We start from the raw sequence: 23,086 nt of genomic DNA, 5'->3' as shown, positions 1-23,086 counted from the left end.
GGGCTGGGTACGCCGCGGGGCCTTGAGCGTATGCCGCGGTCGAGATCAACACGTTCCGCGGTGGCGGGTGTCCGATGCGATGTGTGTCCTCGATGCGATGCGTGTCCTCGACGCCGAGGTCGCCACGCGGGCGCTCCTGGCACAGTAATGTCGTTCGACAACATCATCAAGGGGGCGCCCAGTAATGAGTGTTGAGTTTCTGATCACGGCCTTCATCATCGTGGTTTCACCCGGAACCGGAGCCGTCTACACCGTGGCCACCGGTCTGACCCGCGGACTGCGCATGTCGGTTGTGGCAGCTTTCGGCTGCACGCTCGGCATCGTTCCGCACTTGGCGGCGGCGATCGCCGGCCTTGCCGCCATCCTGCACACCAGCGCGGTGCTTTTCGAAAGCTTCAAGTGGGCCGGCGTCGCCTATCTGCTCTATCTCGCCTGGCAGACCCTGCGGGAAAAGGGCGCGATGAAGATCGACACCGCGGGTGAGCAGAAGGAAAGGTCAGCGGCCGGCGTGACCGGCAACGCTATTCTGATCAACTTCCTCAATCCGAAGCTGTCGATGTTCTTCCTGGCTTTCCTTCCCCAGTTCGTCCCGACCACCAGCGCCAACACGCTTCCTCAGATGCTCGGCCTCTCGGCCGTTTTCATGATCATGACGTTCGTCGTGTTCGTGATCTACGGAGCCTTCGCGGCAGGCGTGCGGGACCGCATCATCACCCAGCCGAAGGTGCTGGCCTGGATGCGCCGTACCTTTGCCGTGGCTTTCGTGGGCCTCGGCGCCCAGTTGGCCTTTGCCAGCCGCGGATGACCGCTGATCGTCACCGGGCGCGCGGCCTCCTCTCCCTCACGCCGCCCCCTGGTCAAGGACGTCGCCGATCGCACCCGCCCACCGCTGCCCATCGCCGCCCACCGCCGTCGTTACCGTCACCAAGACCGGCTTCTCCGTCCCCTCCCGCCACACCACCGTCGCCATCGCCCTACTGCTGGCGACCGACGTCTTGGGGCAGGCTGTCGCTCGTGACACAGCTCGTCTCAGCCTTGCGGCGGACGCGTATACGGTTCGGGAACGACGCGGTGGGGCGATGTGGCCGATGAAAGTGGGTTCCTCACAGTGAGGTGGAGGAATCTTGATGGGCCGGTGGGGTCGGCAGGATCGGTGGCACCAGTTGGACCAGTTGGACCAGTTGGACCAGTTGGACGAGTTGGACCGGGCGGGCCGATTGGCCGCGTACGGAGCTGCGTTGGTGATGACGCCCTACATCTTGATCAAAATCTCGTGGGTGGTCGGCGCATGCGTGGGGCTGCTGCCGATCGGTGACGGATTTGGGCTGCCCGGATGGGTGGTGTTGAATACCGCGACGATCGGCATGGCAGGTATCGGCGTCCTCATGGCTCTTGCTCTGGTACGACCCTGGGGGATGCGGATACCAGGGCCGCTGGTGGCGTTCATCGCCTGGGCCTGGGTGGGCTCGGGATTCCTCGTCGCCATGCTTCCCTATGTCGCCTCGAACTCGCTGCTGGACGGGTCGGGCGGTGAACAGCCCAGTGGCAACGACAGTTCGACGATGCCGGGTTGGGGAGCTGCACTGATCCAGATCAGCTTCGTCGGGATGAGGCTGGTTCTGCGGTTGCCTTGCCGGCCTATGTCCGGCGGCGCTAGCGGGGGGCGAGGACCGGAAAGCGTACGACAGCGACGGTCGTCGCCCGCCCGTCGCCCTGTGGGCAGCGAGTGTCGGCTCGGTCATCGGCAGGCTCTGGCTCTACTGGGCGATCGGCGGCTCCATCGGGGTCGCACACCCGGCCGACCGGGACGTCAGCTGGCGCTTGCTCAATGGCGTATGCGGCCTGTGGGCCCTCACCGCTTCGACTGCCACGTGGTCGCTCATCCGTGGTGCGCCCGCCCGCCTGCCCCGCTGGGTGCCTGTGACGCTCGGCTGGCTGGGGACGGGCTCACTCTTTGCGTGGGGCGGTCGGAAGCTGCCACTCACGTCATACGTGGCGATGGCACATCTCAGCGACGCGTCGCTGCCCGAGAACCTCACGGCTGCGGCCGTTTTACATGCCACGGCAGTGGTGGTGGGCGCGACCATGGTCTCGGCACTCATACGGACTCGGCGCCACGGAACTGCGGGATCCAACTCACTCGATGCTGCAACGTGATTGCACCTCCGCCCTAGCAGCAGGCCGGCACCGACCCACACCCGCCGCACACGTCCGACACCGCCAAGATGTAGCCACAGCCAAGACGCAGCCACAGCCAAGGTGCAGCTACAACGACTGACACGACCATGGCTGGTTCACGCTGGGACACGATCACGGCAGCACGCCACCACCCGATGACGTTTGTAGTGCTCTCATCCGAGTGACATCGCGGAGGCCTGCGCGCCCGGCGAACCGGGTGAGGCCGGAGGACCGGACGAGCGTGAGCGCGAGCCGGTCTGGCGCTGTCAAACCGTGCCCGTGGCAGTCTGAGGTGGTGCAGGACCCACCGGCGGCGTCTGCTGCTGCCCATCAGATGCCGGGCGGGAAGGAAAGCGCGGAGCCGATCGGCGGTTCGCTCGAAGACGGGAACACTTTCCCTCGTCCGGGTGCCTGCCCCCTTCGCGTGGAGGACGGCCACCTTCCTCCATCCCTAGCGTCGGGGGTCGACTGGCTGGGGGCCTGAGCGATGACCCGAACGACCGTTACGCACTACCAGCAACACGGCATGCCCTACTACCGGGCGTTGGGTTCACGCTTCGGGTACGCGGACCGGCATCAGGAGGCATGGCGGTACAACATCTGCGTCGCCACCAGGCCACGAGGCTGACCATGAAGATCATCCTGAGCATGACCATGAGGCTCCTACGACGTCGTCGAGCAACCTCGGATCGCTGCCGTTCCCGATGGTCCAGCTGCCCCGTTGAGCGGCAGAGCGATAGAGCCAATAGAGAGACAGAGCGGCAGAGAGACAGCTCAGGCGTGGTGCCGACAGAAGACTCCGGCTACGCCCGGATCGGCCCGAGCTCGGCGAGGTGGGTGAACTGGGCGGCGGCGAGCTCGGCGCGTCTCGATTCGCGTTCGGGAGAAGTGCACCCGGTCGGACCTCAGTGGCCGCGCCGCCGGTGCCATTCCAACCGCACGTCCCAACCGTACGTCTCAACCGCCAGTCACAGCCTCGGCCTGAGAGCACCTGATGGCCTCACGGATCCGGTGCGGGCCGCGTACTGGGTGGGGGCGGACCCACGGCCGCTACCCCTGATCGAACGAGTGCTGCAAAGCCACCCGTACGGCCCTTTCCAGCGGTAGCCGATAGCCAGAACCGGTGGATACTCGGTAGGCCGCGCGGCTGTGGTGCACAGGGAGGGGCACCAGGCTGGGCACCAGGCTGGGCACCAGCCTGAGGTGGGTGCGCTGTGGCCGCCGCTGCGCAGCGCCCGAGCGCTCCGACATTCCGCGGATGCGGGGTTTCCTACCGGAGCGGAGCATGGGGCTATGGAAGACGGAGACAGCGCCGTGCAGTCAGGCCTGCGTGACGTGGGCGGAGAGCACGAGATCACCCGAACGGCGGAGGGCCGAGTTCGCCGCCCCTACGAGCAGGCGTGCCGAGCTCTGCTGGCGGTGGGCTCGCACGTCATGCCACCGGTCGACGTCTGGCAGTGCCTGGCAACGGACGGTCAGGAGTGGGAGCGGTTCGCCGCGCACTGGGAAGAACTGGCATCGGACGCGTACGCGGCTGAGCGGGGCACACGACGTCTGCGGCGCTATGGGCACTTCTCCCTGACCCGGACAGGCGAGATCAGCGCGCTGCCCCATGACGCCTTCGTGCAGCCGGAGAAGAGCAATCCCCTGTATGTGGACGTGAACCGTCACTTCGAGCCACTGACCGACGCCTTCGAGGCCGAACCTTTGCTGGCGTCGTTGCTCCGTATGCTCGGTCGGCTCGCGGCAAGCCTGGAAGATGCGCAGGAGTGGAGTGCCAAGGTGCACCCCTTCCGGGTCCTGGCCCACGACGGCAGCCATGGACAGCCCACCCCCGAGGGACGACACCGCGACGGGGTCACGCTGGTGACCTCGCTGTTGATCGGCCGGGACAACGCCACCGGAGGCGAGAGCACGGTGTACGACCGGGACGGCGCGGAACTGATGACCACGACGCTCAGTGAGCCCGGCACCCTCCTTGTGGGGGACGACCGTGCGACCTTGCACGGCGTCTCCCCGATCCGCCCGCTGGACGCCACCCGACCCGCGCGCCGAGACGTTCTGGTCACCACCCTCACGCCCTGCTGAGCGCGTCGTCCCTGTCCCCGTCCCCGTCCGGGACCTCGGGCCGGCCTGGGCTGCCCACCAGCAGGCGAAACTTGGCCCCGGCGCGGCACGGTGGGAACGGGCCTCTCACCCTCGGCGGTGACCTGGTGAACGCGGTGACCTGGTGGATTGGTGGACTCGTGGCCTCCGGGGGCGTCCCGGTCTGCGCGTGGCGAAACGGAGTCCGCGACGTTGAGTTGCGTGATGCGTGACTCCGCTGACACCGCTGACTCCGTCTAATATCGCGCAACTTCATGCTCTTGTCATGGCAGGGTGTGCTCAATTTACTCCGTGTCACGTCGCTCACCGGGCGACGCAGAGGTACGCCTAGCCGGTAGTTGGCGTTGCGCCATGAGCCCGGACTGAGTCGCCAGGATCACTGTCTGTGTCCGAGGCGGGGACGTGCCCCCACCGTGTGGAGCTCGCCTGCTGAGCCTGAACTCCGTTGGTCACCGTCACCGTCACCGTCACCGTGGGCACTTGAGTCTTGTCGCGGCCGGGGTGGCGGCCCTCGCGGCCTGCTTCCTCATGCCGGCCATCGCTTCGGCCGGACCGAGCGACGTTACCCTTCCTCGCGCGCACGCCGGGTTCGACCACCAGATCGGCGGCGCCTACACACCGCCGGCCGGTGTGGCCGTGGTGAGCCGGGACCACAACGATTCGCCGGCCGCGGGCAAGTACAACATCTGCTACGTCAACGCCTTCCAGGCTCAGCCTGGCGCGGAGAAGGACTGGGACGCCGATCTGCTGCTGCGCGATGCGAACGGCGACATCGTCTACGACGACGGCTGGGGCGAGGCCCTGCTCGACGTGCGCACCGCGGACAAGCGGCAGCGCGTCGCCGCGAAGGTGGGCACCTGGATCGACGAGTGTGCGAGCAAGGGCTTCGACGCGGTGGAGCCCGACAACCTCGACAGCTTCAGCAGCTCCGACAAGCTGCTGACCAAGGCCCAGGCGAAGTCCTTCACCAAGCTGCTTTCTGCCCACGCCCACGACAAGGGCTTGGCGATCGCGCAGAAGAACACCTCGGAGCTGTCCGGGAACCGGGTCGCCAACGGGCTCGACTTCGCCATCGCCGAGGAGTGCGGCAGGTGGGACGAGTGCGATCAGCACAGCTCGGCCTTCGGTGATCACGTCATCGTGATCGAGTACGCGGCCGAGGGCCTGTCGAAGGCCTGCGAGGGCTGGGGCGACGAGCTGAGCATTGTGCGTCGTGACCTGGACGTCTCTCCCGCGGGCAGCAAGGGCTACCTACGCGAGACCTGCTGAGGGGCTACCTACGCGAGACCTGCTGAGGGGCTACCTACGCGAGACCTGCTGGAGGACTCTCTGCAGTTCGCCGCCGCCTGCGGTGCCCTGTCCACCCGGGCACACGGTGGCATCTCAGCCCAACCCACGTGGGACGAAGCCCTCGCCCGTGTCACCCGCAACGGAAAGACCGCGTCATGTCTCGCCCCAAGATCGTCTTCATCGGCGCCAGCAGTGTCGTCTTCACCCAGGGCCTGCTCGCAGACCTCTTCGCCTTCGCCGAACTCCAAGACGCACACATCGCGCTGCAAGACATCGACCCCGAACGGCTGCACACCGCCGAGGCCGCCGCACACCACATCGCCGACCGTCTGGGCGCGGGCGCGCAGATCACTGCCCACCTGGACCGCCGCGCGGCGCTGACCGGCGCTGACTTCGTCATCAACATCGTCCAGATCGGCATGGTCGAAGCCACCCGCACCGACTTCGAAATGCCCGCACGCTACGGCCTGCGCCAGACGATCGGCGACACCCTCGGCATCGGAGGAATCTTCCGCGCACTGCGGACCTTCCCGCACCTGCGGGAGCTCGGCGCAGACATCGCCGAACCGTGTCCCGACGCGTGGCTACTGAACTACACCAACCCCATAGCGATGAACGTCCAGTACCTGACCGAGGTCACCGGCCTGACCGAGGTCACCGGCCTGACCGAGGTCACCGGCCTGACCAAGGTGGCGGGCCTGTGCCACTCGGTGTACTGGACCATCCGCGACCTCTCCGACCTCCTGAGGGTCCCCTTTCCGGAGGTCACCCACCGGGCCGCGGACGTCAACCATCAGGCATGGATCCTGGAACTGCGACACGGCGATACCGACCTGTACGCGCGCCTCGACGACCTCATCGAGAGTGAACTCATAGCGGATGACGATTTGCGCCTGCCGGTGGGTGCCTACCTCGACATCGTCGAGGAGAACGTCGCCGCGTACGAGAGCACCCGCGACGCACTGGCCGCCGGCGAGCCACTGACCATCGACGGCACCATGGAATACGCCCCGCAGATCATCCACAGCATCGTCACCGCACGCCCCGCACCGTCTACGGCAACCTGCCCAACCACGGCCTCATCGACAACCTCCCGCACACCCGCGTGGTGGAGGTGCCCTGCCTCGTCGCGACCGGCCGGCCGGCAGGAGTGGCGGGGTGGGCTGTGCGGGCGGGCGGCCCGTGGTTCCGCAACCCGGTGCAGGTTGCGACTTGCGGTTTCCGCTGCGTCAACTTCTACCGTCTTCGGTGTGGCCGGAGAGACCGGCCCGGTGATGGGAGGCGGAGCAATGGCCTGGTCGATCGCGGATGTGGCCCGGATGTCCGGGGTGACGTCCCGGACACTGCGGCATTACGACGAGATCGGCCTGCTGCCGCCGGCGTGGATCGGGAGCAACGGGCACCGCTACTACGAGGAGGCCGAGCTGCTGCGGCTGCAGCAGATCCTGCTGTTGCGGGAGCTGGACCTGGGGTTACGCGAGATCCAGGCGGTCCTGGACAGTCAGGTGGATCAACTGGCCGCGCTCCGCGAGCACCACCGACGACTGCTCGCCGAACGCGACCGGCTGGAGACGCTCGCCCGCACGGTCGGCCGCACCATCGCCGAACTGGAGGAAGGTAAGGGCAACAGCGACATGGCAAAGATCGACAGGCCGGAGAACCTGTTCGAGGGATTCGAGCCCGGCCGCCACGAGGCGGAGGCACGCGAGCGGTGGCCGAAGCAGTGGGAGCAGTCCCAGCGAGCCATCGCGGGGATGACCGCCGAGGAGATGGAGCAGTGGCAGCGTGAGGTGACGGCGCAGATGATCCGCATGGCGGAGCTCATGGTGGCCGGCACCCCCGTCGCCGACCCCGCGGCGCAGGCCGAGGTGGACGCCCACTACCAGGGCGTCTGCCGGTTCTGGACCCCGTGCGCGGCCGCGTACAAGGGACTGGGCCAGACGTACGTGGACGACCCTGAGTTCCGTACGAACTTCGACCGGATCGCCGACGGGCTGGCCACCTACCAGCGCGACGCGATGGCCGTCTACGCCGACGCACGACTGAGCTGACCGACGGCTGACACTGCCGGGGGCTGCAGACCCCGGCGGCGTGCCGGCCTACCAGCTGGGCAGTCTGGCGCAGTTCGAGGCACGCGCGGGCAACGCGCGGCAGGGTCTCGACCTCGCGCGGTCGGCCCGGAAGACGCTCGGCGAACGCATGCATGCCGGCCATCGCCGACGTCTGGTTGTCCGGTGTCGAGGCGCTGGCACACGCGGCGGCGGGTGATGGGGAGGCGACGGACGCCGCACTCACGGCAGCAGCAACGACTCACCAAGCACATCGCGGCGGAGGAAACGCCCCCACGACCGTGGGTGTTCTCCTTCACCGAAGCCAAGGTTGTTGCCGCCACGCGGGTGCCCTGTGGCGCCCGCCTCGGCCTGCCGCGCTGGATATCTGCCGCTCACGCCTCGGCCACCACGGTCATGTCGTCGGGACACGACAAGCAGCGGGTGCTCTTGCTCCTGGACATGGCCGCTTGCTCCTGGACGTGGCCGCTGGCACCTGTCGTCGGGACGGCTGAACGGTGCTTTCACTCTCACCACACGGACCCTGGAAGCAGGGCTACGGTACAAGTCCGGCTGAATCGTGCAGTGAGCCCGCGCGGTGCGACGGAAGTACGTCTCCGGGGCCCCGCCGCGCGTGGTGCGCGACTTCGACGACCGCCTGTACGGCGTGTACCCGTAGGCCTGTACGGCGTGTACCCGTAGGCCTGTACGGCGTGTACCCGTAGCGCGAGAGGAGAGCAGCGGTGCGATGGGGAATCACCGGACATCGCGGGTTGTCGGCCCCGGTGGAGAGACTGATCCGCAGCGAGCTCGCCACGCAGGTGCAGCAGCACGACGGGGTCGATCTGATCGGGGTGTCGTGCATCGCGGACGGCCCTGACGCCTGGTTCGCCGAGGCCGTCCTCGAACACGGCGGCCGGATCGACGTGGTGATCCCAGCCGAGCAGTACCGCGATGGGCTGCCGGAGAACCGCCATTCCACGTACGACAAGCTGATCGCTCAAGCCGTCGAGGTGCACTCCACCGGTATGCGCGAGTCGACGGCACAGGCGCACATGGCCGGTAGCGAGATCCTCGTCGGCCTGGTGGACCGGCTCGTGGCAGTGTGGGACGGCTTGCCGGCCCGCGGATACGGCGGCACGGCGGACGTCGTGGCGTACGCCCGACACATGGGCGTACCGGTCGATGTGGTGTGGCCTGCTGGCGCCTCGCGGGCCTGAAACGCAGAAAGCCGCCCCGCCCCGGATCGTGTCCAGTGCGGGGCGCGTCGGTCACTTTGCGGTGAGCTAGATTTCCGTGCACCCGTGAAAGCCGAGCTCACGTGTCGCGCGCCGTTGCCTGACGTTGTTTCGGCGAGCTCTGTTGTGATTCCGACAAACGTGCTCGCCAGTTGCCATACGGTTCGAACGTAGGCGCATGCTTCGGGTGCTGCTGAGGTTTCTCAGTTCGTGGCTACCGACTGGCTGGCCCTCGCAGTACTTTCGAAATGTCCGCCAACGGGGCGACCTGGGGCGGCAGCCTTGGTCGTCTGCCTCGGTCCTTCACTTCCTCCAAGGGGAGCGCCGATGGCAAACGATGGAGGATAACCGTGGAAACCAAACGTGGGCTGTGTGGAGATGAGAGGACGCAAAGGGTCACGTTTCGCTTGGCGGTAGCGCGTACTGCGCTGTCGGCTCTGCGACTGATTCTTGTCGTGATCGGTCTCCACGAGCACTGGTGATGGCATCCATAATTTCCACCTGAGTGCCTGGCTGCCGCTGGGCACTCAGCCAACGTGGGCGGAGGCCAAAGCGGCCGAGCGGAGGTCAAAGCGGCCGAGCGGAGGTCAAAGCGGCCGAGCGGGACGGGTGCTTTGCAGCCATCGACGTTGAGTCTGACGGCATCGACACCCGCCGCTTCCAGACCCAAAAGCGCCACGGCGTACCGGCGTTAGCGCAATTCCGCGGATAGCAACGACCCTTGCCAGAGCGTTATCGAGCGGCTCATCGCCCCCCACGATGCTTGTCCGTCCACCGTTCTGCCGCGGGGCTCGCAGCGGCCACCAGTGGTCAGCTCGGGACGCTTGGGTGCTGAGCGATGGAGCAGGGGCGTCGGCATGGGGTCGCCGCTTGGCCGGGGAGCGACTGTCACGATACGAAGTGATCATGGGAAGATCCCCTGAAGCGGCAATGGCGGCTCGATTCGGGCACGCACTGCTCTTCCTGGAAGGACCGAAGGTGGCTACACCCGAGGAATCTGTACCTTCAGGCACTGAGACTTTGACAGCCAAGGAGTGGGAACTGCTCAAGCTCCTCAACCAGGGGCTCGGAATTGGCGAAATAGCACGCCGCCTTGGTGTGTCGAAGCAAACGCTCTCGGAGCGGAAGGCATCGGTGATGCGCAAGCTAGGGGTTGTGAACGATGCCGCATTGTTTGTGGCTGTTGCAGAACGTGGGTTGCTTCCCTGAGCTGACACGGAGAGCTGACACGGATCGACGCGGAACGCCGATTCTGCGTCCAAGAGCCCCATCGGGCTTGCGCGGGGCGGCGCAACCGTGCCCGACCGCCGCACCGATTGGTCCTGGAGCACCAGCCGGTAGCTGGCGAAACGCTACGCGGCCGGCCACTACCGCCGCCCGGACGCCAGGAGGAGTTGCTCGGCCCAGACCTCACCGTCTAGGAAATCGTGCTTCTGCATCCCCTGCCCTGGCCCCTGCGCGGCTACGGCGTGGCCCTCGCCTCCTGTCCGCCTACCGCGCCCGGCGAATGAACTACCTCCTCGTCGCCGACCGGAATGGGCCAGCTTCTCCTACCGGTCTCGCGCAAAGGCCGGTCATCCGTAGGACGGACCGGTGAGTCCGAGGGCCCCGGCTTCAACAGCCGCGTGTGGACCGACGTTGCCGCCAGCATCTGCGCAGTTCCGGAAAAACGCGACGGCGACGTCGGCATACCAGCGGACATAACCGGAGCATGAAGGACACCAACCTCCGCCCGCCGCGCCTGCCGATGCCCTGGACAGCCTCGCCCCACTCGGGCCATGCCGGGCTGATGATGACCCAGGACCAGTCCCCGGCACGCCCTGGACCGCCTTCACCGTCGCCCTGGGCGCCGCCCTGCAGGAGATGCCCGCGCATGGCGGGGCAGCAAGTTGACGCTCACCGAGGAGCGGCCGGCCGGCCTGTACGTGGGCCTGGCCAAGGACGAGGGCTACGTGCTGGCGGAGATCGGGCCCGCGTCCTCCGGCCGTGCGGGCGCGCGGTTGGCCGCGCTGCTCTCACCGCACCGCCGGGCCGTGCGGCGGCAGTGGGAGGCATTCAGCGTCCGCCTCGTGGCCGCCGGGTGGACACCCTCGCAGCCGGTGAGCACCGGAGCTGGTGCCGTGCGGTCCGCCAGCCGGTGGACCGGGCCGGCTGCGACCGGCTGGCCGCGGAGACGACCCGCGTCCTCGCCGAAGAACTGCCCACCGCGCCGGATGCCCTGAGCCACATCACCTTCTCCGAGGACCCGTCCCGAGACCTCCGGCTCGACGGCCCAGGCATCACGCGCGCACAGCTGGTCACCCGGCGTGCCACCGTTCGGTCCAGGGCTGCTTCGGTGTGATCAGCGCGCTCTTCAGCTGATCCCGGTCGGCGGCCGCGGCGAGGTCTTGTGCCTCATGCCAGGCTGGCTCTTCGTGGTCGGCCGGCCATGCCTTGGAGAGGGGCGACGCAGGGACCGGTCACCGGATTGCTCGGCCAGGACCAGCGCGTCGGCGTGTCGGGCGAGGGCCTCCGCAGTCCGGCCGTTTGCCTGCAGGGGCCCGCGCTCACCAGGGCATCGCGGACACTCACCACACAGCCGTCGACCTCGCCCAGGCTCGCCACCGCTGGGAAGTCGCCCTAAGGATCTACTCCGGCCCGGGCGCTTCAGACGCCGACACCATCCGCCCCAGCCTGACCGCCCATGCACCCGAGAGCCCCAACCGAGCCGTCTCCTCATGAGCTGACGCCGGACACGGCGGCTGTCCGCCTCTACAAGCCATCGGTACATGTCGTCCCGCGTCTCCGTACGCCATTACGCCATCACCAGGCAGCCGACGACCAGGCGCGCAAAAGGCGCGAGCGCAGACATCGACATGGTGAGGGCTGGCTGTTGGGCGGCCAAAGGCAACTTCAACTCCTTGAGGGCATCGATCCGCAGGCCCTCGCAAGCCGAAAGTCTGGAACAACTCACCCCCCCCCCACGGAATTCGGCGATGGAGGCGATAGGCCGCTCGGCCTCGATCTCGGCGGCCACGACTCAGGTGTGCGAGAGATCCTTCGCGAGGGCGGTGAGGTTTGCATTGCGGACAAGGCATGTGAGCCGGCTGACTGATCAGGTGGTCCGAACGGCGCAAAGCCGGTACCTCATGCGGTGCGCTCGAACGTTTCTTCCGTTTCGGCGCATCGTGGCCCGCGCGATGATCGGCCTCCCATTCCCACCCCAGGGTTACCTGGTCGTTCAAAGGTGAGCGCCTGTGCTCCTCGTCATTCTCGTCGCCGTCGTTGCTCTGCTCGCGGGCCTTGGGGCGAACCGTCTTCTGCGGCCGAGACTGTTGAGTGAGGATGACGACACGGGCATGGCCGTCAAGGACCTGGTCGGCCCGTTGCTGACGCTCACTGTCCTGCTCCTCGCGTTCGTCCTGGTCACCGCCAACGGCTCGTACGGCAAGGCCGAGGTGGCCTCCCGCGGGGAGGCCCGGGCGCTGGACCAGCTCACCGAGACCGCCGAGTACGCCCCCAAGGCCCAGCGGGAACGGATCCAGGCCGATGCCGTGTGCTACGCCCGCGCGGTTCGCGCGCAGGAGTGGCCGGCCATGGCCGACGGCAACGGCTCCACCGCGCCGAGTGTGTGGTCCACGGACGTCCGCCACGCCTTCCGCCCCCTGGAGGGCGAGCCGGTGTTCGGGATGCTGGTCGCCACCGACGGCAAGCGGTCCGACGAACGCGAGGAACGGCTGACCCAGGCGACCGCGAGCATTCCGGGCCCGATCTTCTGGTTCCTGCTCGCCACGCTGACCATCACCGTGATGGGCCTCGGGATCTGCGTGCCCCGCCGCAACAACCGCGGCCAGATCGTCACACTGGTGGTCATCACGGCACTGCTGACGACGACGCTGTGCATCATCAGGGACGTCGACCGGCCCTTCGGCGGCATCATCGATGTCCAACCGACCGCGATCACCGAGGCCGGACGCCAGGCCACCCGCGACTTCCTCGCCCACCACACCGCCGAACTTCCCTGCGACAACCAGGGCAAGCGCCGCGCCACCTGACGCGACGCGTACCGGCTGCCACCTGTTTGCTCCCTACGGACAGCTGTTTCCCGGTGTTCCCCGGCCGCGGGGAACCGGGGAACGGGGCCGCAGCTGTTGCTTGCCGTGCCGACGGAATCAGGGGCGGTAGGGGAAGTCGTCGCGGGCGGTGCGGGCAGTGTTGGATGACGAGCGCCGTACTGCCCGGGCGGTCAGGTGAGGCAGGCAGAACACTTGTGCCGTGCCGAAGGCAAGGCGCTCGGCGCGGTCGCGTGCGCGCACGAGCATCTTCTTGAACCCATTTCGGCGGTTCGGGCAAGCCGAGGGGTACCAGACGGCACAGGTCGCCGCCCTCCAGCGCCCGGGTGTGGCGGATGGGGGCGTGCACGGCGAACGAGCTCAGCAGCTCCTGGACGATCACCGCTACCGCTGCCCGGGAGAAGCGTTCGGCAGGACACTTGCGCCGCCCCCGGCCGAACCCCACGAAGCCGCCCTCGGCGCGGCTGCGTTGCTCCCCTCTCTCGGAGGAACGCAGCCGGCTCGGGGTGGCCCATGCGCTGGTGCCGGCCGATGTGTATGAGGAGCTGGGTCCCGCGCGGGATGGTCACCGTCGGGCTCAGGATGCGGTCTCCGCGATGTGTCGAGTTGTGTGTCGAGTCAGGCCCTCAGCACGCGTACGCCGGCTGATGCCAGCGCAGCCGCCAGGTGCTTGTGCCGTGGTGTGCAGAGTTCGATGGCCTCTCCAGAGTGCAGATGCAGATCCAGTGAGCCCTCGCCCAGCCAGGGCGCCGGGGCGGAGTGCACCGCGCCGAGGATGTCGGTCAGGGCGATGTCCAGGGCCGCGTCGGCTGGACCGCGCAGATGGAGAGCCGAGGCGGTGAGCCCTGCGGCACCGGAACGGCCAGGGCCACAATCCCAGGCGGCCGGCTCGGTGCCGTGGGCTGCATCCTCGGTCAGGCCGAAGGCCACGGGGTAGGACGCGAATCCGGCAGTCGACACGCCGACGTCCTTACCTGCACGGGTCGCACCGCCACGCGCCCGCCGCCAATCGCAGCGACTGTCACTGTCGCCGTGGTACCGCCACGTTCTCCATCACGGGCGTCGCTCCGAACGAGGTCTTCAACTTTCGACCAGCACTGCCTGAAGGGCAAGGAAAGCCCGTGCGCCGTGAACTGGTGACCCGTCAACCCAACAGGAAGACGGAACAGTGACCGCGCTCTTTCCCTGCTCACTGGCGGAAGTCAGGTTGGCTCGACGACATCGGTGACCCCGAATTCTCCACTTACGTGGCGCAGTGACCGACAGAAACGTGGGCACTGCGGCCTTTTCAGCCCACACCGAGCTGGCCAGCTCAGCTTGGGCTGCTCCGACTGTCGTTCTCAACGGCCCATGGAACACGGAGCACGGAGCAACCACCAGGACGGTGCCTGGCATCGACGGGAAGCCGAGGTTCCTGCGAGCCGGCGGAGGAGCTCACGTCGCCTCAGAAACCCTGATTGAATTATGGCGGCTCCGTTTCCCGGACTTCCTGGTACTCCAGCCGTAGACATTGATCCTGACGGTGGATGATGGTGCTCATGACTGGTGAGCCCTTGCGTGTGTCTCTTGCTGAGCTGCGGGAGTCGTTTGACGTGCTGCTGCACCATCTTGAAACCACTACGGGTACCGAGGTGACCTTGGACAAGGAGTACTTCTGGTCCGTGCCGTCGGATGAGCTGTACGACCCAGCCAACGAGCCGAGCGGCCTGACGGTCGGGCAGCTTTCCGAGTCGTTGGAGCACCTGCGGGATCTGCTTGCCGACCGCGATCGATCCGTGGCGTTTCACCTGGTCTGGCTCGCTGATGTCTTGCGAGCGATCGGCCATGACCTTCCCCGGTAGCCATCGCCGGTCACAAACGCGCATAAGGGGCGATCTTCATACCTGCACGACTGCTTGGCGTCGGTAGTGGCAGGCGCGGGCACGGGCTTGATGCCGGCGTCGCCACTGCGACCAGCGCAGTCGGTGCGCGAGATCGTGGATGGGGCTGACCAGCGCGGTGAACAGACGCCGGGTTTTGTTACCGGTCAGGGGGATCAGGTGGCCGGCCGCGGAGTGGTCACGGCGTTCGGCAGCTGCCGTGACGGCGAGGAAGGCGTGGGCGAGCATGGCGAGGGTGACCAGCGGTGCCAGGACGTCCAGCGTCGGACCTGGTGCTCGTCGAGGCCGGCCAGACCCTTGCCGTCCTTGAACGTCTCCTCCACGGTCCAGCGCCGTCCGGCCACCCGCACAAGCTCGGGCAACGGCGGACCCGGGGGAGAGAAGCAGCGGTACAGGGCGAGTTCGCCGCTTCGGCGGTTGCGGCGCACCAGCAGCCACCAGTGACCGGAACGGTCAGCCGGACTGTTGATGTCGACCTGGGCCCAGTCCTGGAAGCGCTCGCCTTTCGCGCCCTCCCTTGGACAGACGCTGCCAGGCCCGCTTCGGGATCCGCGTGGCCAGCACGTATCCCATCAGACACTCTGCCAGCGCGGCGCGGAGGTGAGGGTTGTCACCATAGACCTCGTCGCCTGCCACCCAGCGTGCGGGTGTGCCGGCGTCCAGGTTGCTGTTCTCCCACTCCTGCCCTCGGCTCAAGTACTCCTGGTGCAGGTCGCGAACAAACGCGGCCAGTTCCTCAGGGCTGCGGATCTCAACATCCTGATGTTGCTGGCCAGCAGGTTATTGACAGTGCTCAGTGCGGGCAGCGTTTCGGGTGAGTAGCTCGTCAGTGGCTGTGCAGGACGAATTGCCTCTGGATGTTGAGTGCGGCCGGTGGCTCGTCAACATCACGGACTTCGGTATGCACGAAGATCGTCCGGCCGCGTCGCTCGCACGAAGCCGCGTCGCTCGCACGAAGAAGCGCGGCACACGGACCAGGTACGTCTATCTCCACTCGGCGATCGACGGCTGCTCCCGTCTTGCGTACACAGAGGCCCTTGCAGATGAGAAGGCATGACGGCAATCGCATTCATGCACCGCACACGCGCGTGGTTCGCCGCCCACCGCGTCACCCGCATCGAGCGGATCGTTACGGACAAGGGTGCTCGCTATCGCGCGGACGCGTTCGCGAGGGCGCTTCTCGAGTATCGCGGCATCAGCGGATCACGCCCTACACACACCGCGACACAACGGAAAGGCAGAGCGTTACAAACGGATCATCTCCGAGGAGTTTCTCTACGCCCGCACATGGACCTCAGAAGACCAACGCGGAGAAGCACTCCGTGTCTGGAACATCCACTACAACTATCACCGACCGCACAGCGCTGCCGCCGGAGAACCTCCTGTGTCGCGGTTCCGGGAGGCGTCAGCAACGTCCTGGCCTCTTACCTCTAGACCAAGGCTCATAGCAACAACCTGGACTCCGGCCGACGTGAGCAGTCGACCGCCCTTGAGTCGAAGCGAGACCGTAACTTTCCGTGATGCCCGAGGATGAAAACAAGCTGAGTCCAGCCGCTGGCACGAAGCCAACCGAGACAAAGCCAACACCACCGTCAGATTCACCGGCTGCTCGATTTCCTGCTCGCCGGGAACCAAGACGACCGCAGCGATCTCTGTATGGACGGACACCCTCGGACCCGACAAGAGCCACGAAAGGAAGAGCAACGCCTGCAGCGAGACTCTTTCCTGGGGTCACCTCAAGGGCGACGACTACTACTTCGTCCTGAACAGGACCAACGGTAGGTCGGAGACGGGGACGCTCCACCTCAACGCCAAGACCGTGACGATCAAGTGGTAACACACCGCCAGTGACGAACACTGCCGGGCGGGGACTCCCCACCCGGCCTTGCCATCCCCCACGACCAGCAAGGACGAGATGTCTCTGCAGTTCACCCGATGCTCCTTCCAGTACGGCCGGAAGGTGCCGGTCCTCGACAGGCTCAGCCTGACCATCAACCACAGAGCCACCGTCCTGCTGGGGCCCAACGGCGCGGGCAAGTCGACGCTGATGGGCATCGCCGCCTCCTGGCACTCTCCCACCCGCGGATCCGTCGCCTGGCGCGGACGCGAGCCGGACACCGCCCGCCACCGCGCCGCCTACCGCGCAGCCGTCGGCTGGTTACCGCAACACATCAAGCCCATGCCCGGGCTGACGGTCCGGGAGAACGTCGCCTACCTCGGCTGGCTGAAGGGCATGGCCCGCCGCGAAGCCTGGGACCGCTCCGCCCCCGCCCTGGAGCGCGTCAGGCTCGGCAGCCTCGCCGACCGCAAGAGCCACCAACTCTCCGGCGGCCAGCTACGCCGCATGGGTATCGCCGGCACACTCGTCCACCACAGCGAACTCGTCCTGCTGGACGAACCCACCGCAGGGTTGGACCCCTCGCAGCGCAAGGTCTTCCGCCAGGTGGTCGATGATCTCCTGACCGACGTTCACCTGGTGGTCTCCACCCACCAGACCGAGGACCTCGACGCCGTCTACGACCACGTGGTGGTCCTGGACCGCGGCACGGTCCGTTTCCAGGGCGACACCGCCGGCTTCCTGGCCCTGGCCCACCCCGGCCTGCCCGAAGCCCGCCGAGCCGAAGGCGCCTACACCCAGCTGATCGAACAGGAGGTCTGACGTCATGCGCTGGCGCACCGTCCTTCGTTCCTCCTCCGCCACCTGGCTCGCCCCCCTGCTGGCCGCCTTCGTCGCCTTCCTGGTGCGCGATGACCTCGTCGCCGGAGTGACCGCCGGCTACTGGCCCAGCGTCTTTGGCGCGGCCACCTTCGCCCTGCCCTTCGTCACCCCCGCCTGCGCCGCCGCCGGCGCCTGGGAAGGCTCCCGCATCGCCCGCGGCAACGTCGCCACCTGGGCCCCGGCCCGCGGTGGCCTGGCCATCGCCTGGCCCCTGCTCCTGCCCGTCCTGGCCCTCGGCCTGCTCGGCATGGCCGTCGCGGTCGCCTTCACCCTGACCGCCACCGCCCCGGCCGGCGGCATGCCCCCACTCAGCGTGGCCGCCATGTGGTTGGTCGTCCTCCTGGCCAACGCCATGGCCGGCTTCCTCCTCGGCCGCAAACTGCCACTGGTCATCGCAGCCCCCCTCGCCCTGATCCTCAGCTTCGTCCTCACCGCCTACCCCGCCACCCTCGAACCGCTGTGGCTGCGCCACATGGTCACCGGCGGCGTCAACGGCTGCTGCTCCCTGGACCAAACCATCAACTGGCGCCCGGTGGCCAGCGCCACCGTCCTCGCCCTGGCCGTCATCCTCGCCGCCGCCCTGGCACTGACCGCCACGGGCAAGCGAGCCGTGCGCCTCGCCGCCACCGGCCTGCTGACAGTCGGACTGCTGGGCAGCGGCGCCCTCGCCTACGGCCTGCCCGCCACACCGACCACTCCTCGCTCCACCACCGCCCTGACCTGCAGCGGAACCGAACCACAGGTGTGCGTCTGGCCCGAACTGAGCAGCCACCTGCCCACCATCCAACGCGTGGCCGCCGACACCCGGCAGCGCCTACAGCACGCCGGACTGAACGTGCCGGCAAAGCTCACCATGGCGGAACACGCCGGCACCGGCGCCCAGTACATCGGCTCCTGGGAGCAGGCCACCGCCGACAACGTCCGCATCGGCATCGCCGCCGGACTCCTGCCCGCCAACCCGCCGGCCTGCGCTGACAGGGGCGAATTCCCCGGCGAAGTGGCCTTCGGCCCCCTGGGCGCTTGGCTCTCCCTGACTGCTGGCGCGAGCAAGGGCGAGGTCGCCGGCCGCTACGGCCAACAGGAGACCGCCCTCGCCGCCCGTATCCGCACCGCGCCCGCGGCTCAGCAGCGTGCCTGGTTCCAGCGCAACGAGCCCGCGCTGCACAACTGCACCACCAAGCCTCAACTGAAGCTGACCGGCCAGACCGCGGGAGGAGCGCAGTGATCTGGTGGTTGAAGGCCAGGGCCGTACCGCAGGTCCTCGCCACCGTCCTCGCCACCGTGCTGCTCAGCGCCCTGGCCCAGGGCCATGCCATCCCGGTGCCGACCATCATTGGGCCCTCCGGCTCGCTCCTCTTCGGTCAGATCCTGGGCCTGCTGCCCGCCGTGGTCCTGCTCTGGGGCCTCGAACGGGGCGATGTCATGGCCGAAGAGGTCGCCGTCCGCCCCGCACGCCCGCGCGCTCTGGCCCTGTGCCTGGCCTACGTCGTCGTCCTCGCCGCGCTGGCGACCGTGGTCCATGCCCTCTTCGACCGGCCGGATGTCCTGTCCATGGCTCGCAACAGCATCGGATCCCTCGGCGCAGCGCTGATTCTGCGAGCCCTGGTCGGCCCGGGCATCGCAGCCATCGCCATCGCCGCCCTTCCACTGCTGTGCGCGGCCGCCGGACGCCGCCCCGGCGGCACAGCCCAGCCTTGGGCCTGGCCGATCCACCCGGCCGACTCCGTCCTGGCGCTGGCTGAGGCCGGCTTCCTGCTCCTGGTCGGCTGCCTCCTGCTGCTGTGCTGGGGAAGGCCAGTGGTAAACCCCTTGGCTCTCGGAGACTGACGAATCAAGGGCCCCTCTCGGGCCTGCACGAGCTAGAGCTCGAGCGAAGAAGACCCCGCACCACAGAGAGGTGCGGGGTCTTCTCATTGCTTCCCACCGACCGCCACGCGGCGGCCATTCGCGTACATACGTGCCCTGTGCCGCCCTCGCCTCCCTTACCGGGGCGGTCTTCTCCCGCAAGGGAGGGGGGCGAAGGTGCTTCCCGCATGGGGGCTGGGACGTTCCTGCGGCCCTGGGCGCGGCGGGCTTCGGGGCGCTCACTGCTCGGGCGGCCCGGCGATGTCCAGCCGGACGGCGACGGTACGGGCACCGGACTCGGCGAGGGAGGCGTAGCTCGCTGCGAGGTCGAGGCGGACGTGTTCCAGTTCATTCTTGTCGCGAACCCGGAACTCGCGGTCGCTCTGCGGCACGCAACGCGCTCGCCGGAGAGCGCGGCAAAGCCGTCGGCGTGGTCGGACTGTCCGTGATGCAGGACTGCGAAGAAATCCGGAGCAGGTGTGGTGCCCCACAGCCTTCGAAGCTGTCTACAAGGATCAGAAAATGCAGCGTGGAGTGCCCGAGGAAGGCGTTGGAACGTGCGACTTCGATGCACCGAAGACCGAGTTCTACGACGACGATGAGTGGCCCACCTACAAGAGGAGGCGGAGGTCCAGGATCAGCCCACGGGGCCTGACCTGTCCTACGGAAGCGACCTGTGGGGCTACCTGTCTCTGGTGGAAGGCCGTAATGCCGCCCGGATGGACACCGTGCCGAACGAGCCGGAGCTCTTTGCCCGGCAGGCCAACCTCGGTGGGTTCGACAATGCCCAGATGTCCGAGTGGCCGCTGAGGACGAAGAATGGCTTGTGCCTGCTGGCGGACCAGGGGAACGTCGTACGGGCCGAGACATCCCGTTTCATTGCGGGAGATCGCGACAGCTACACCAGCCCGCCCCACCAGAACGAGTTCACCGTCACGATGTGGAAGCCGGCGTAAGCCCCGCGCCGGCAGACCGGCGCGGGGACACCGCTCGTGACCGTCCGGGGCACGCCGTACGTCGGCGTAAATGCGTACGCGGACGCCGTCCTCGCCGGGGCCGATACGGCGCCGAGGGGCGACTGGACCACCACGGGGCGCGGACGGGCAGCTGCGAATTCGCCTTCATGAAACTGCCGGACGCTCAAGGCGTGGTGCCCAGTTCGCCGAACCGGCAGTTGTCGCTCGGCCGTGGCAGTGCCGCCGCACGACGACGCGGCCGGCCGCCGTGCCCGGCAGGCACCCACCGTCCCTGGTATGCGCTCCGCCCCCCACTGCCCAGCCCTTCGAGTGCAGATGGTAGGCATGGGGGGTCCAACTACTCGGGGGGCACCTGTGGTCGGTCTTGTCGTCATCTTCTTCGTTCTCGCGGCAGTGTTCGCCGTGCTCGGCATCGTCAATCCCGAGCGGCTCGCCCGGACGCACGACGGCGGCACCTCCAGCTTCTTCCGTGTCTTCGCCTTCATCATGGCCGCGATCATGATCTATCAGGGGTTTTCAACCCTCATCGACCTCTGATCGGTGGGGCGACGGCCGGCAGGCGGGTCGGGCGCGTTCAGCGGGTGAGCTGCCAGCGCTTGAGGGGCGGGGGAGGGCCAGAGACCGGTGCCACCACCGCCAGCGGCTGTTGACATCCAGGGCTGCGGTGGTCACGCGGCGCTCACCTCATCGACAGCTGTGGCCAGGCGGGGAGCGGCGTCGGTCGTGTACGGGTCGCTTCGCGGTCCCTGGCAGACCGCGATCAGGTCGCCGAACTCCTGCGCCTTGCGGAAGCCGCGGACATGTAGGAGACCGCCAGGTCGCCACCGGAGGCTCTGGCTCCTGCCTCCCTCGCAGTACAAAGCCTGGGGCCAGGCTCTCGTCGCGTCGTACGCCGAAGCGTCCGCTTCGCGTCTTCACCATGGACGAGCTGGGGAACCGTCAGCCTCCAGGCCGAACCGAAAGAGCTGTTCTGCGGCCTCGAAGTCTCCCGCTTCCTCCCGCAGCCGTGCCAGCTCCGTCAGGGCGGAGGCGTCACCGGCATCGGCGGCCTCCAAAAGCAGTTGTTCGCTCTCTTCGAAATCACCGGACCGCGCCTGCGCCTGCGCTTCGCTCCTCAGGGCGAGATCCTCGTCGCCGTAGACGGCTTCGTCCCAAAGCTCTTCTTCCGTGATGTCTTCCGGCGATTGTAATGCGCTCTCCGTCAGTCCAAGGGGGCCTGTAGAGCCCCACTCCTCCTGCCCGAGCTGTTCGTCGGCCATGGCCTGGCCGGCCAGGTCTGACAGCGCCATCAGGACCATGGGGTCTCCGTCGTCGATCGCTTGTTGAGTCAGCGCTTCCACGGTCTCGCTATCCCCACGCCGCACTGCCAGTTCCATCAAGGCATAGGGGCTGCCGGCAGCGGCGGCCTGCTGGGCGAGCCGCTCCGCGCCGTCGAGGTCCCCGGCCCGGGCGCGCCGTACCGCCAGCTCCACCAGCGCCGACGCGTCTCCCGCAGCCGCGCCCCGTCGGTAGAGCTGCTCCGCCTCTTGGAGGTGACCGGCTTGCTCATGCAGTTCCGCCAACCGCCGTAGGCACCGTGTGTCTCCGGCATCGATGGCATGCTGATAGAGGTCTGCCGCTATGCGGTAGCGGTGCCGTGCACGAGAGGCATCAGCCAGGGCGGCAAGCTCGTCCGGGGCAGGCTCTTGACTGCGGACCGCGCTCCAGAAGGACTCCGGTGGGAACGCTCTGCGGCGGCTGTCCCGGGCATGGTGGTCCAGGTAGTCACTAAGGTGGTAGACGCCAGGCAGAGCGCCCATGCGGTCGGAATCCGCAACGGGTTCCAGGGCCGCGGCCACCCCTTTGACCTTCTCCCGGGCATATCCCAGGGCGCCGGCAAACCAGGCGGCAGGGTCGGCGGCAGCGCGCTGCTGGCCACTCAAGTAGCCCGGGGCGGCAGCTTCCAGGAAGGCAGCGGGCAGGGGTGAGGTGTAGCCGAGGCGCCGGGCGTCCATGGCTGCCGTGATGACGGCGTGGCCATAGGGGCCGTGAGGTTCGGTGGCCTGCTGATAGTGGTCGACCAACTGCGGTCCGGCAGCGAGGGTTTGGGCGATCCTGTTGCCCGTGCTCGTTCCCATGGCCCGGGCCAGCGAACCATCACGGTGCATCCGCGGGTCTTTGAGCACCTTGGCGGGAAAAGACGCCGGAACATCCACCGGCTTGACTTGGCCCAGCAGAGCGCGGGCGTTGGCATGCGTGTCCTGTCCAGCCGGAGGCGTGGCGGTAAGAATGCGGTGGTACTCGGGCCACAGCGTCCCCAGGACCATGAGCGGACCGGGCAGCTCCAGACAACCACGCAAGGCCGCAGCAGCCTCCTCCCCATCGGCCCCGGTGAGGTAATTCTGCATCTCGTTGAGCCACAAGACCGTGCGTGGGGCGGGCCCGCCCGCATCGAGCAAAGCCAGAAGCCTGCCGGCAGTCTTGGGAAAGACCAGTTGCCAACCTTTCATGCAGGTCCGGACAGCCTCGAAGGCGGAGCGGGTCTTGCCCGTGCAGGATTCTCCTCGCACAAGCATCAACGTCGGCTGCTCACTGGAGACCGCCGCGTCCAGACGCTTGCGCAGCAGCCAGTCGTGGTGCCGCTGGATGTAATCCGGCAGAACGAACGCACCATCGTCTTCTTCCTCGGTGGCACCGCGGATAGCCGGGTGCACCCCGAGCTGCTGCGCCGTCCAGGATTCGACGGGCCGGGGTCGGTCAACTCTGCCGACAGC

18 protein-coding genes and 4 pseudogenes are annotated in these 23,086 nt (G+C 67.7%); 17 read left to right on the top strand and 5 right to left on the bottom strand.

The features are described from left to right. The first annotated feature begins 184 nt into the window (after nt 1-184). From IF20_RS30770 to IF20_RS39405, 9 genes and pseudogenes are all read left to right on the top strand, one after another. On the top strand, nt 185-805 hold the full coding sequence (locus IF20_RS30770) for a LysE family translocator (RefSeq protein WP_052868673.1): 621 nt from the start codon (nt 185-187) through the stop codon (nt 803-805). A 2,666-nt stretch (nt 806-3,471) separates the two neighbouring features. Then, nucleotides 3,472-4,266 carry a 2OG-Fe dioxygenase family protein gene (locus IF20_RS30765; RefSeq protein ID WP_110944688.1) on the top strand — a complete coding sequence of 265 codons (795 nt, stop codon included), beginning with the start codon at nt 3,472-3,474 and terminating at the stop codon, nt 4,264-4,266. Nucleotides 4,267-4,812: 546 nt separating this feature from the next. Next, a complete protein-coding gene (locus IF20_RS30760) occupies nt 4,813-5,553 on the top strand; it encodes an endo alpha-1,4 polygalactosaminidase (protein ID WP_110944698.1) in 741 nt (246 codons plus the stop codon). A 48-nt stretch (nt 5,554-5,601) separates the two neighbouring features. After that, nucleotides 5,602-5,718 (top strand): annotated as a pseudogene (locus IF20_RS40975) (carbohydrate kinase family protein); the annotation flags it as partial. Nucleotides 5,719-5,729: 11 nt separating this feature from the next. Next, nucleotides 5,730-6,703: pseudogene (locus IF20_RS38325) on the top strand (family 4 glycosyl hydrolase); the annotation flags it as partial. Nucleotides 6,704-6,863: 160 nt separating this feature from the next. After that, nucleotides 6,864-7,625 (top strand): MerR family transcriptional regulator, encoded by a 762-nt coding sequence (locus IF20_RS30755; RefSeq protein WP_052868706.1) that lies wholly within the window; start codon nt 6,864-6,866, stop codon nt 7,623-7,625. Nucleotides 7,626-8,365: 740 nt separating this feature from the next. Then, complete coding sequence (locus tag IF20_RS30750; RefSeq protein ID WP_052868671.1) at nt 8,366-8,842, top strand: hypothetical protein; 477 nt, start codon at nt 8,366-8,368, stop codon at nt 8,840-8,842. 924 nt (nt 8,843-9,766) lie between these two features. Continuing rightward, entirely contained in the window at nt 9,767-10,069 is a 303-nt protein-coding gene (locus IF20_RS38315; RefSeq protein WP_199896811.1) for a response regulator transcription factor, read from the top strand. 871 nt (nt 10,070-10,940) lie between these two features. Next, nucleotides 10,941-11,201, top strand: coding sequence for a hypothetical protein (locus IF20_RS39405; protein WP_199896810.1), 261 nt, complete (start codon nt 10,941-10,943; stop codon nt 11,199-11,201). A gap of 453 nt (nt 11,202-11,654) precedes the next feature. Here the strand turns inward: IF20_RS39405 and IF20_RS30740 are convergent, their stop codons facing one another. Then, nucleotides 11,655-11,876, bottom strand: a complete 222-nt coding sequence (locus tag IF20_RS30740; RefSeq protein ID WP_052868669.1) for a hypothetical protein — start codon at nt 11,874-11,876, stop codon at nt 11,655-11,657. A 220-nt stretch (nt 11,877-12,096) separates the two neighbouring features. Between IF20_RS30740 and IF20_RS30735 the strand changes: the two genes are divergently transcribed. Then, the gene (locus IF20_RS30735; protein WP_052868668.1) at nt 12,097-12,894 is read left to right on the top strand and encodes a bestrophin-like domain; all 798 of its coding nucleotides are present in this window, start codon (nt 12,097-12,099) and stop codon (nt 12,892-12,894) included. 636 nt (nt 12,895-13,530) lie between these two features. On the opposite strand, the gene IF20_RS30730 is transcribed toward IF20_RS30735, so the two are convergent. Further along, nucleotides 13,531-13,872, bottom strand: coding sequence for a hypothetical protein (locus IF20_RS30730; protein WP_052868667.1), 342 nt, complete (start codon nt 13,870-13,872; stop codon nt 13,531-13,533). A 578-nt stretch (nt 13,873-14,450) separates the two neighbouring features. Here IF20_RS30730 and IF20_RS30725 point away from each other — a divergent pair. After that, nucleotides 14,451-14,753, top strand: coding sequence for a hypothetical protein (locus tag IF20_RS30725; protein WP_052868705.1), 303 nt, complete (start codon nt 14,451-14,453; stop codon nt 14,751-14,753). Nucleotides 14,754-14,789: 36 nt separating this feature from the next. Here the strand turns inward: IF20_RS30725 and IF20_RS40165 are convergent. Further along, a pseudogene (locus tag IF20_RS40165) lies at nt 14,790-15,455 on the bottom strand (IS701 family transposase); the annotation flags it as partial. Between the two features lie 205 nt (nt 15,456-15,660). Between IF20_RS40165 and IF20_RS38305 the strand changes: the two are divergent. The 4 genes and pseudogenes from IF20_RS38305 to IF20_RS30695 form a co-directional block, all read left to right on the top strand. Beyond that, a pseudogene (locus IF20_RS38305) lies at nt 15,661-16,226 on the top strand (integrase core domain-containing protein); the annotation flags it as partial. Between the two features lie 481 nt (nt 16,227-16,707). Beyond that, a complete protein-coding gene (locus IF20_RS30705) occupies nt 16,708-17,451 on the top strand; it encodes an ATP-binding cassette domain-containing protein (RefSeq protein ID WP_052868663.1) in 744 nt (247 codons plus the stop codon). 4 nt (nt 17,452-17,455) lie between these two features. Continuing rightward, nucleotides 17,456-18,736 carry a DUF7224 domain-containing protein gene (locus IF20_RS30700; RefSeq protein WP_052868662.1) on the top strand — a complete coding sequence of 427 codons (1,281 nt, stop codon included), beginning with the start codon at nt 17,456-17,458 and terminating at the stop codon, nt 18,734-18,736. Further along, on the top strand, nt 18,733-19,338 hold the full coding sequence (locus IF20_RS30695; RefSeq protein WP_052868661.1) for a hypothetical protein: 606 nt from the start codon (nt 18,733-18,735) through the stop codon (nt 19,336-19,338). Before IF20_RS30700 ends, IF20_RS30695 begins: the two co-directional genes overlap by 4 nt. A 257-nt stretch (nt 19,339-19,595) precedes the next feature. On the opposite strand, the gene IF20_RS39395 is transcribed toward IF20_RS30695, so the two are convergent. Next, nucleotides 19,596-19,748, bottom strand: coding sequence for a hypothetical protein (locus IF20_RS39395; protein WP_199896808.1), 153 nt, complete (start codon nt 19,746-19,748; stop codon nt 19,596-19,598). A 210-nt stretch (nt 19,749-19,958) separates the two neighbouring features. On the opposite strand from IF20_RS39395, the gene IF20_RS30690 reads away from it, so the two are divergent. Both IF20_RS30690 and IF20_RS30685 read left to right on the top strand, forming a co-directional pair. Continuing rightward, the gene (locus IF20_RS30690; protein WP_052868660.1) at nt 19,959-20,312 is read left to right on the top strand and encodes a hypothetical protein; all 354 of its coding nucleotides are present in this window, start codon (nt 19,959-19,961) and stop codon (nt 20,310-20,312) included. Nucleotides 20,313-20,687: 375 nt separating this feature from the next. Continuing rightward, nucleotides 20,688-20,870, top strand: coding sequence for a hypothetical protein (locus IF20_RS30685; RefSeq protein WP_052868659.1), 183 nt, complete (start codon nt 20,688-20,690; stop codon nt 20,868-20,870). 377 nt (nt 20,871-21,247) lie between these two features. On the opposite strand, the gene IF20_RS30680 is transcribed toward IF20_RS30685, so the two are convergent. Next, a complete protein-coding gene (locus IF20_RS30680; RefSeq protein ID WP_234426881.1) occupies nt 21,248-23,026 on the bottom strand; it encodes a tetratricopeptide repeat protein in 1,779 nt (592 codons plus the stop codon). Between the last annotated feature and the right edge of the window lie 60 nt (nt 23,027-23,086).

This window comes from Streptomyces niger (assembly GCF_000718305.1).
Lineage (GTDB): Bacteria > Actinomycetota > Actinomycetes > Streptomycetales > Streptomycetaceae > Streptomyces > Streptomyces niger.
This window is presented reverse-complemented; position numbering and strand designations above follow the sequence as displayed.

Bases quoted from the DNA above. Each gene is read 5' to 3' on its own strand.
- IF20_RS30770 (WP_052868673.1), top strand. From the start codon at position 185: ATGAGTGTTGAGTTTCTGATCACGGCCTTCATCATCGTGGTTTCACCC.
- IF20_RS30765 (WP_110944688.1), top strand. From the start codon at position 3,472: ATGGAAGACGGAGACAGCGCCGTGCAGTCAGGCCTGCGTGACGTGGGC.
- IF20_RS30760 (WP_110944698.1), top strand. From the start codon at position 4,813: ATGCCGGCCATCGCTTCGGCCGGACCGAGCGACGTTACCCTTCCTCGC.
- IF20_RS30755 (WP_052868706.1), top strand. From the start codon at position 6,864: ATGGCCTGGTCGATCGCGGATGTGGCCCGGATGTCCGGGGTGACGTCC.
- IF20_RS38315 (WP_199896811.1), top strand. From the start codon at position 9,767: ATGGGAAGATCCCCTGAAGCGGCAATGGCGGCTCGATTCGGGCACGCA.
- IF20_RS30725 (WP_052868705.1), top strand. From the start codon at position 14,451: ATGACTGGTGAGCCCTTGCGTGTGTCTCTTGCTGAGCTGCGGGAGTCG.
- IF20_RS30705 (WP_052868663.1), top strand. From the start codon at position 16,708: ATGTCTCTGCAGTTCACCCGATGCTCCTTCCAGTACGGCCGGAAGGTG.
- IF20_RS30700 (WP_052868662.1), top strand. From the start codon at position 17,456: ATGCGCTGGCGCACCGTCCTTCGTTCCTCCTCCGCCACCTGGCTCGCC.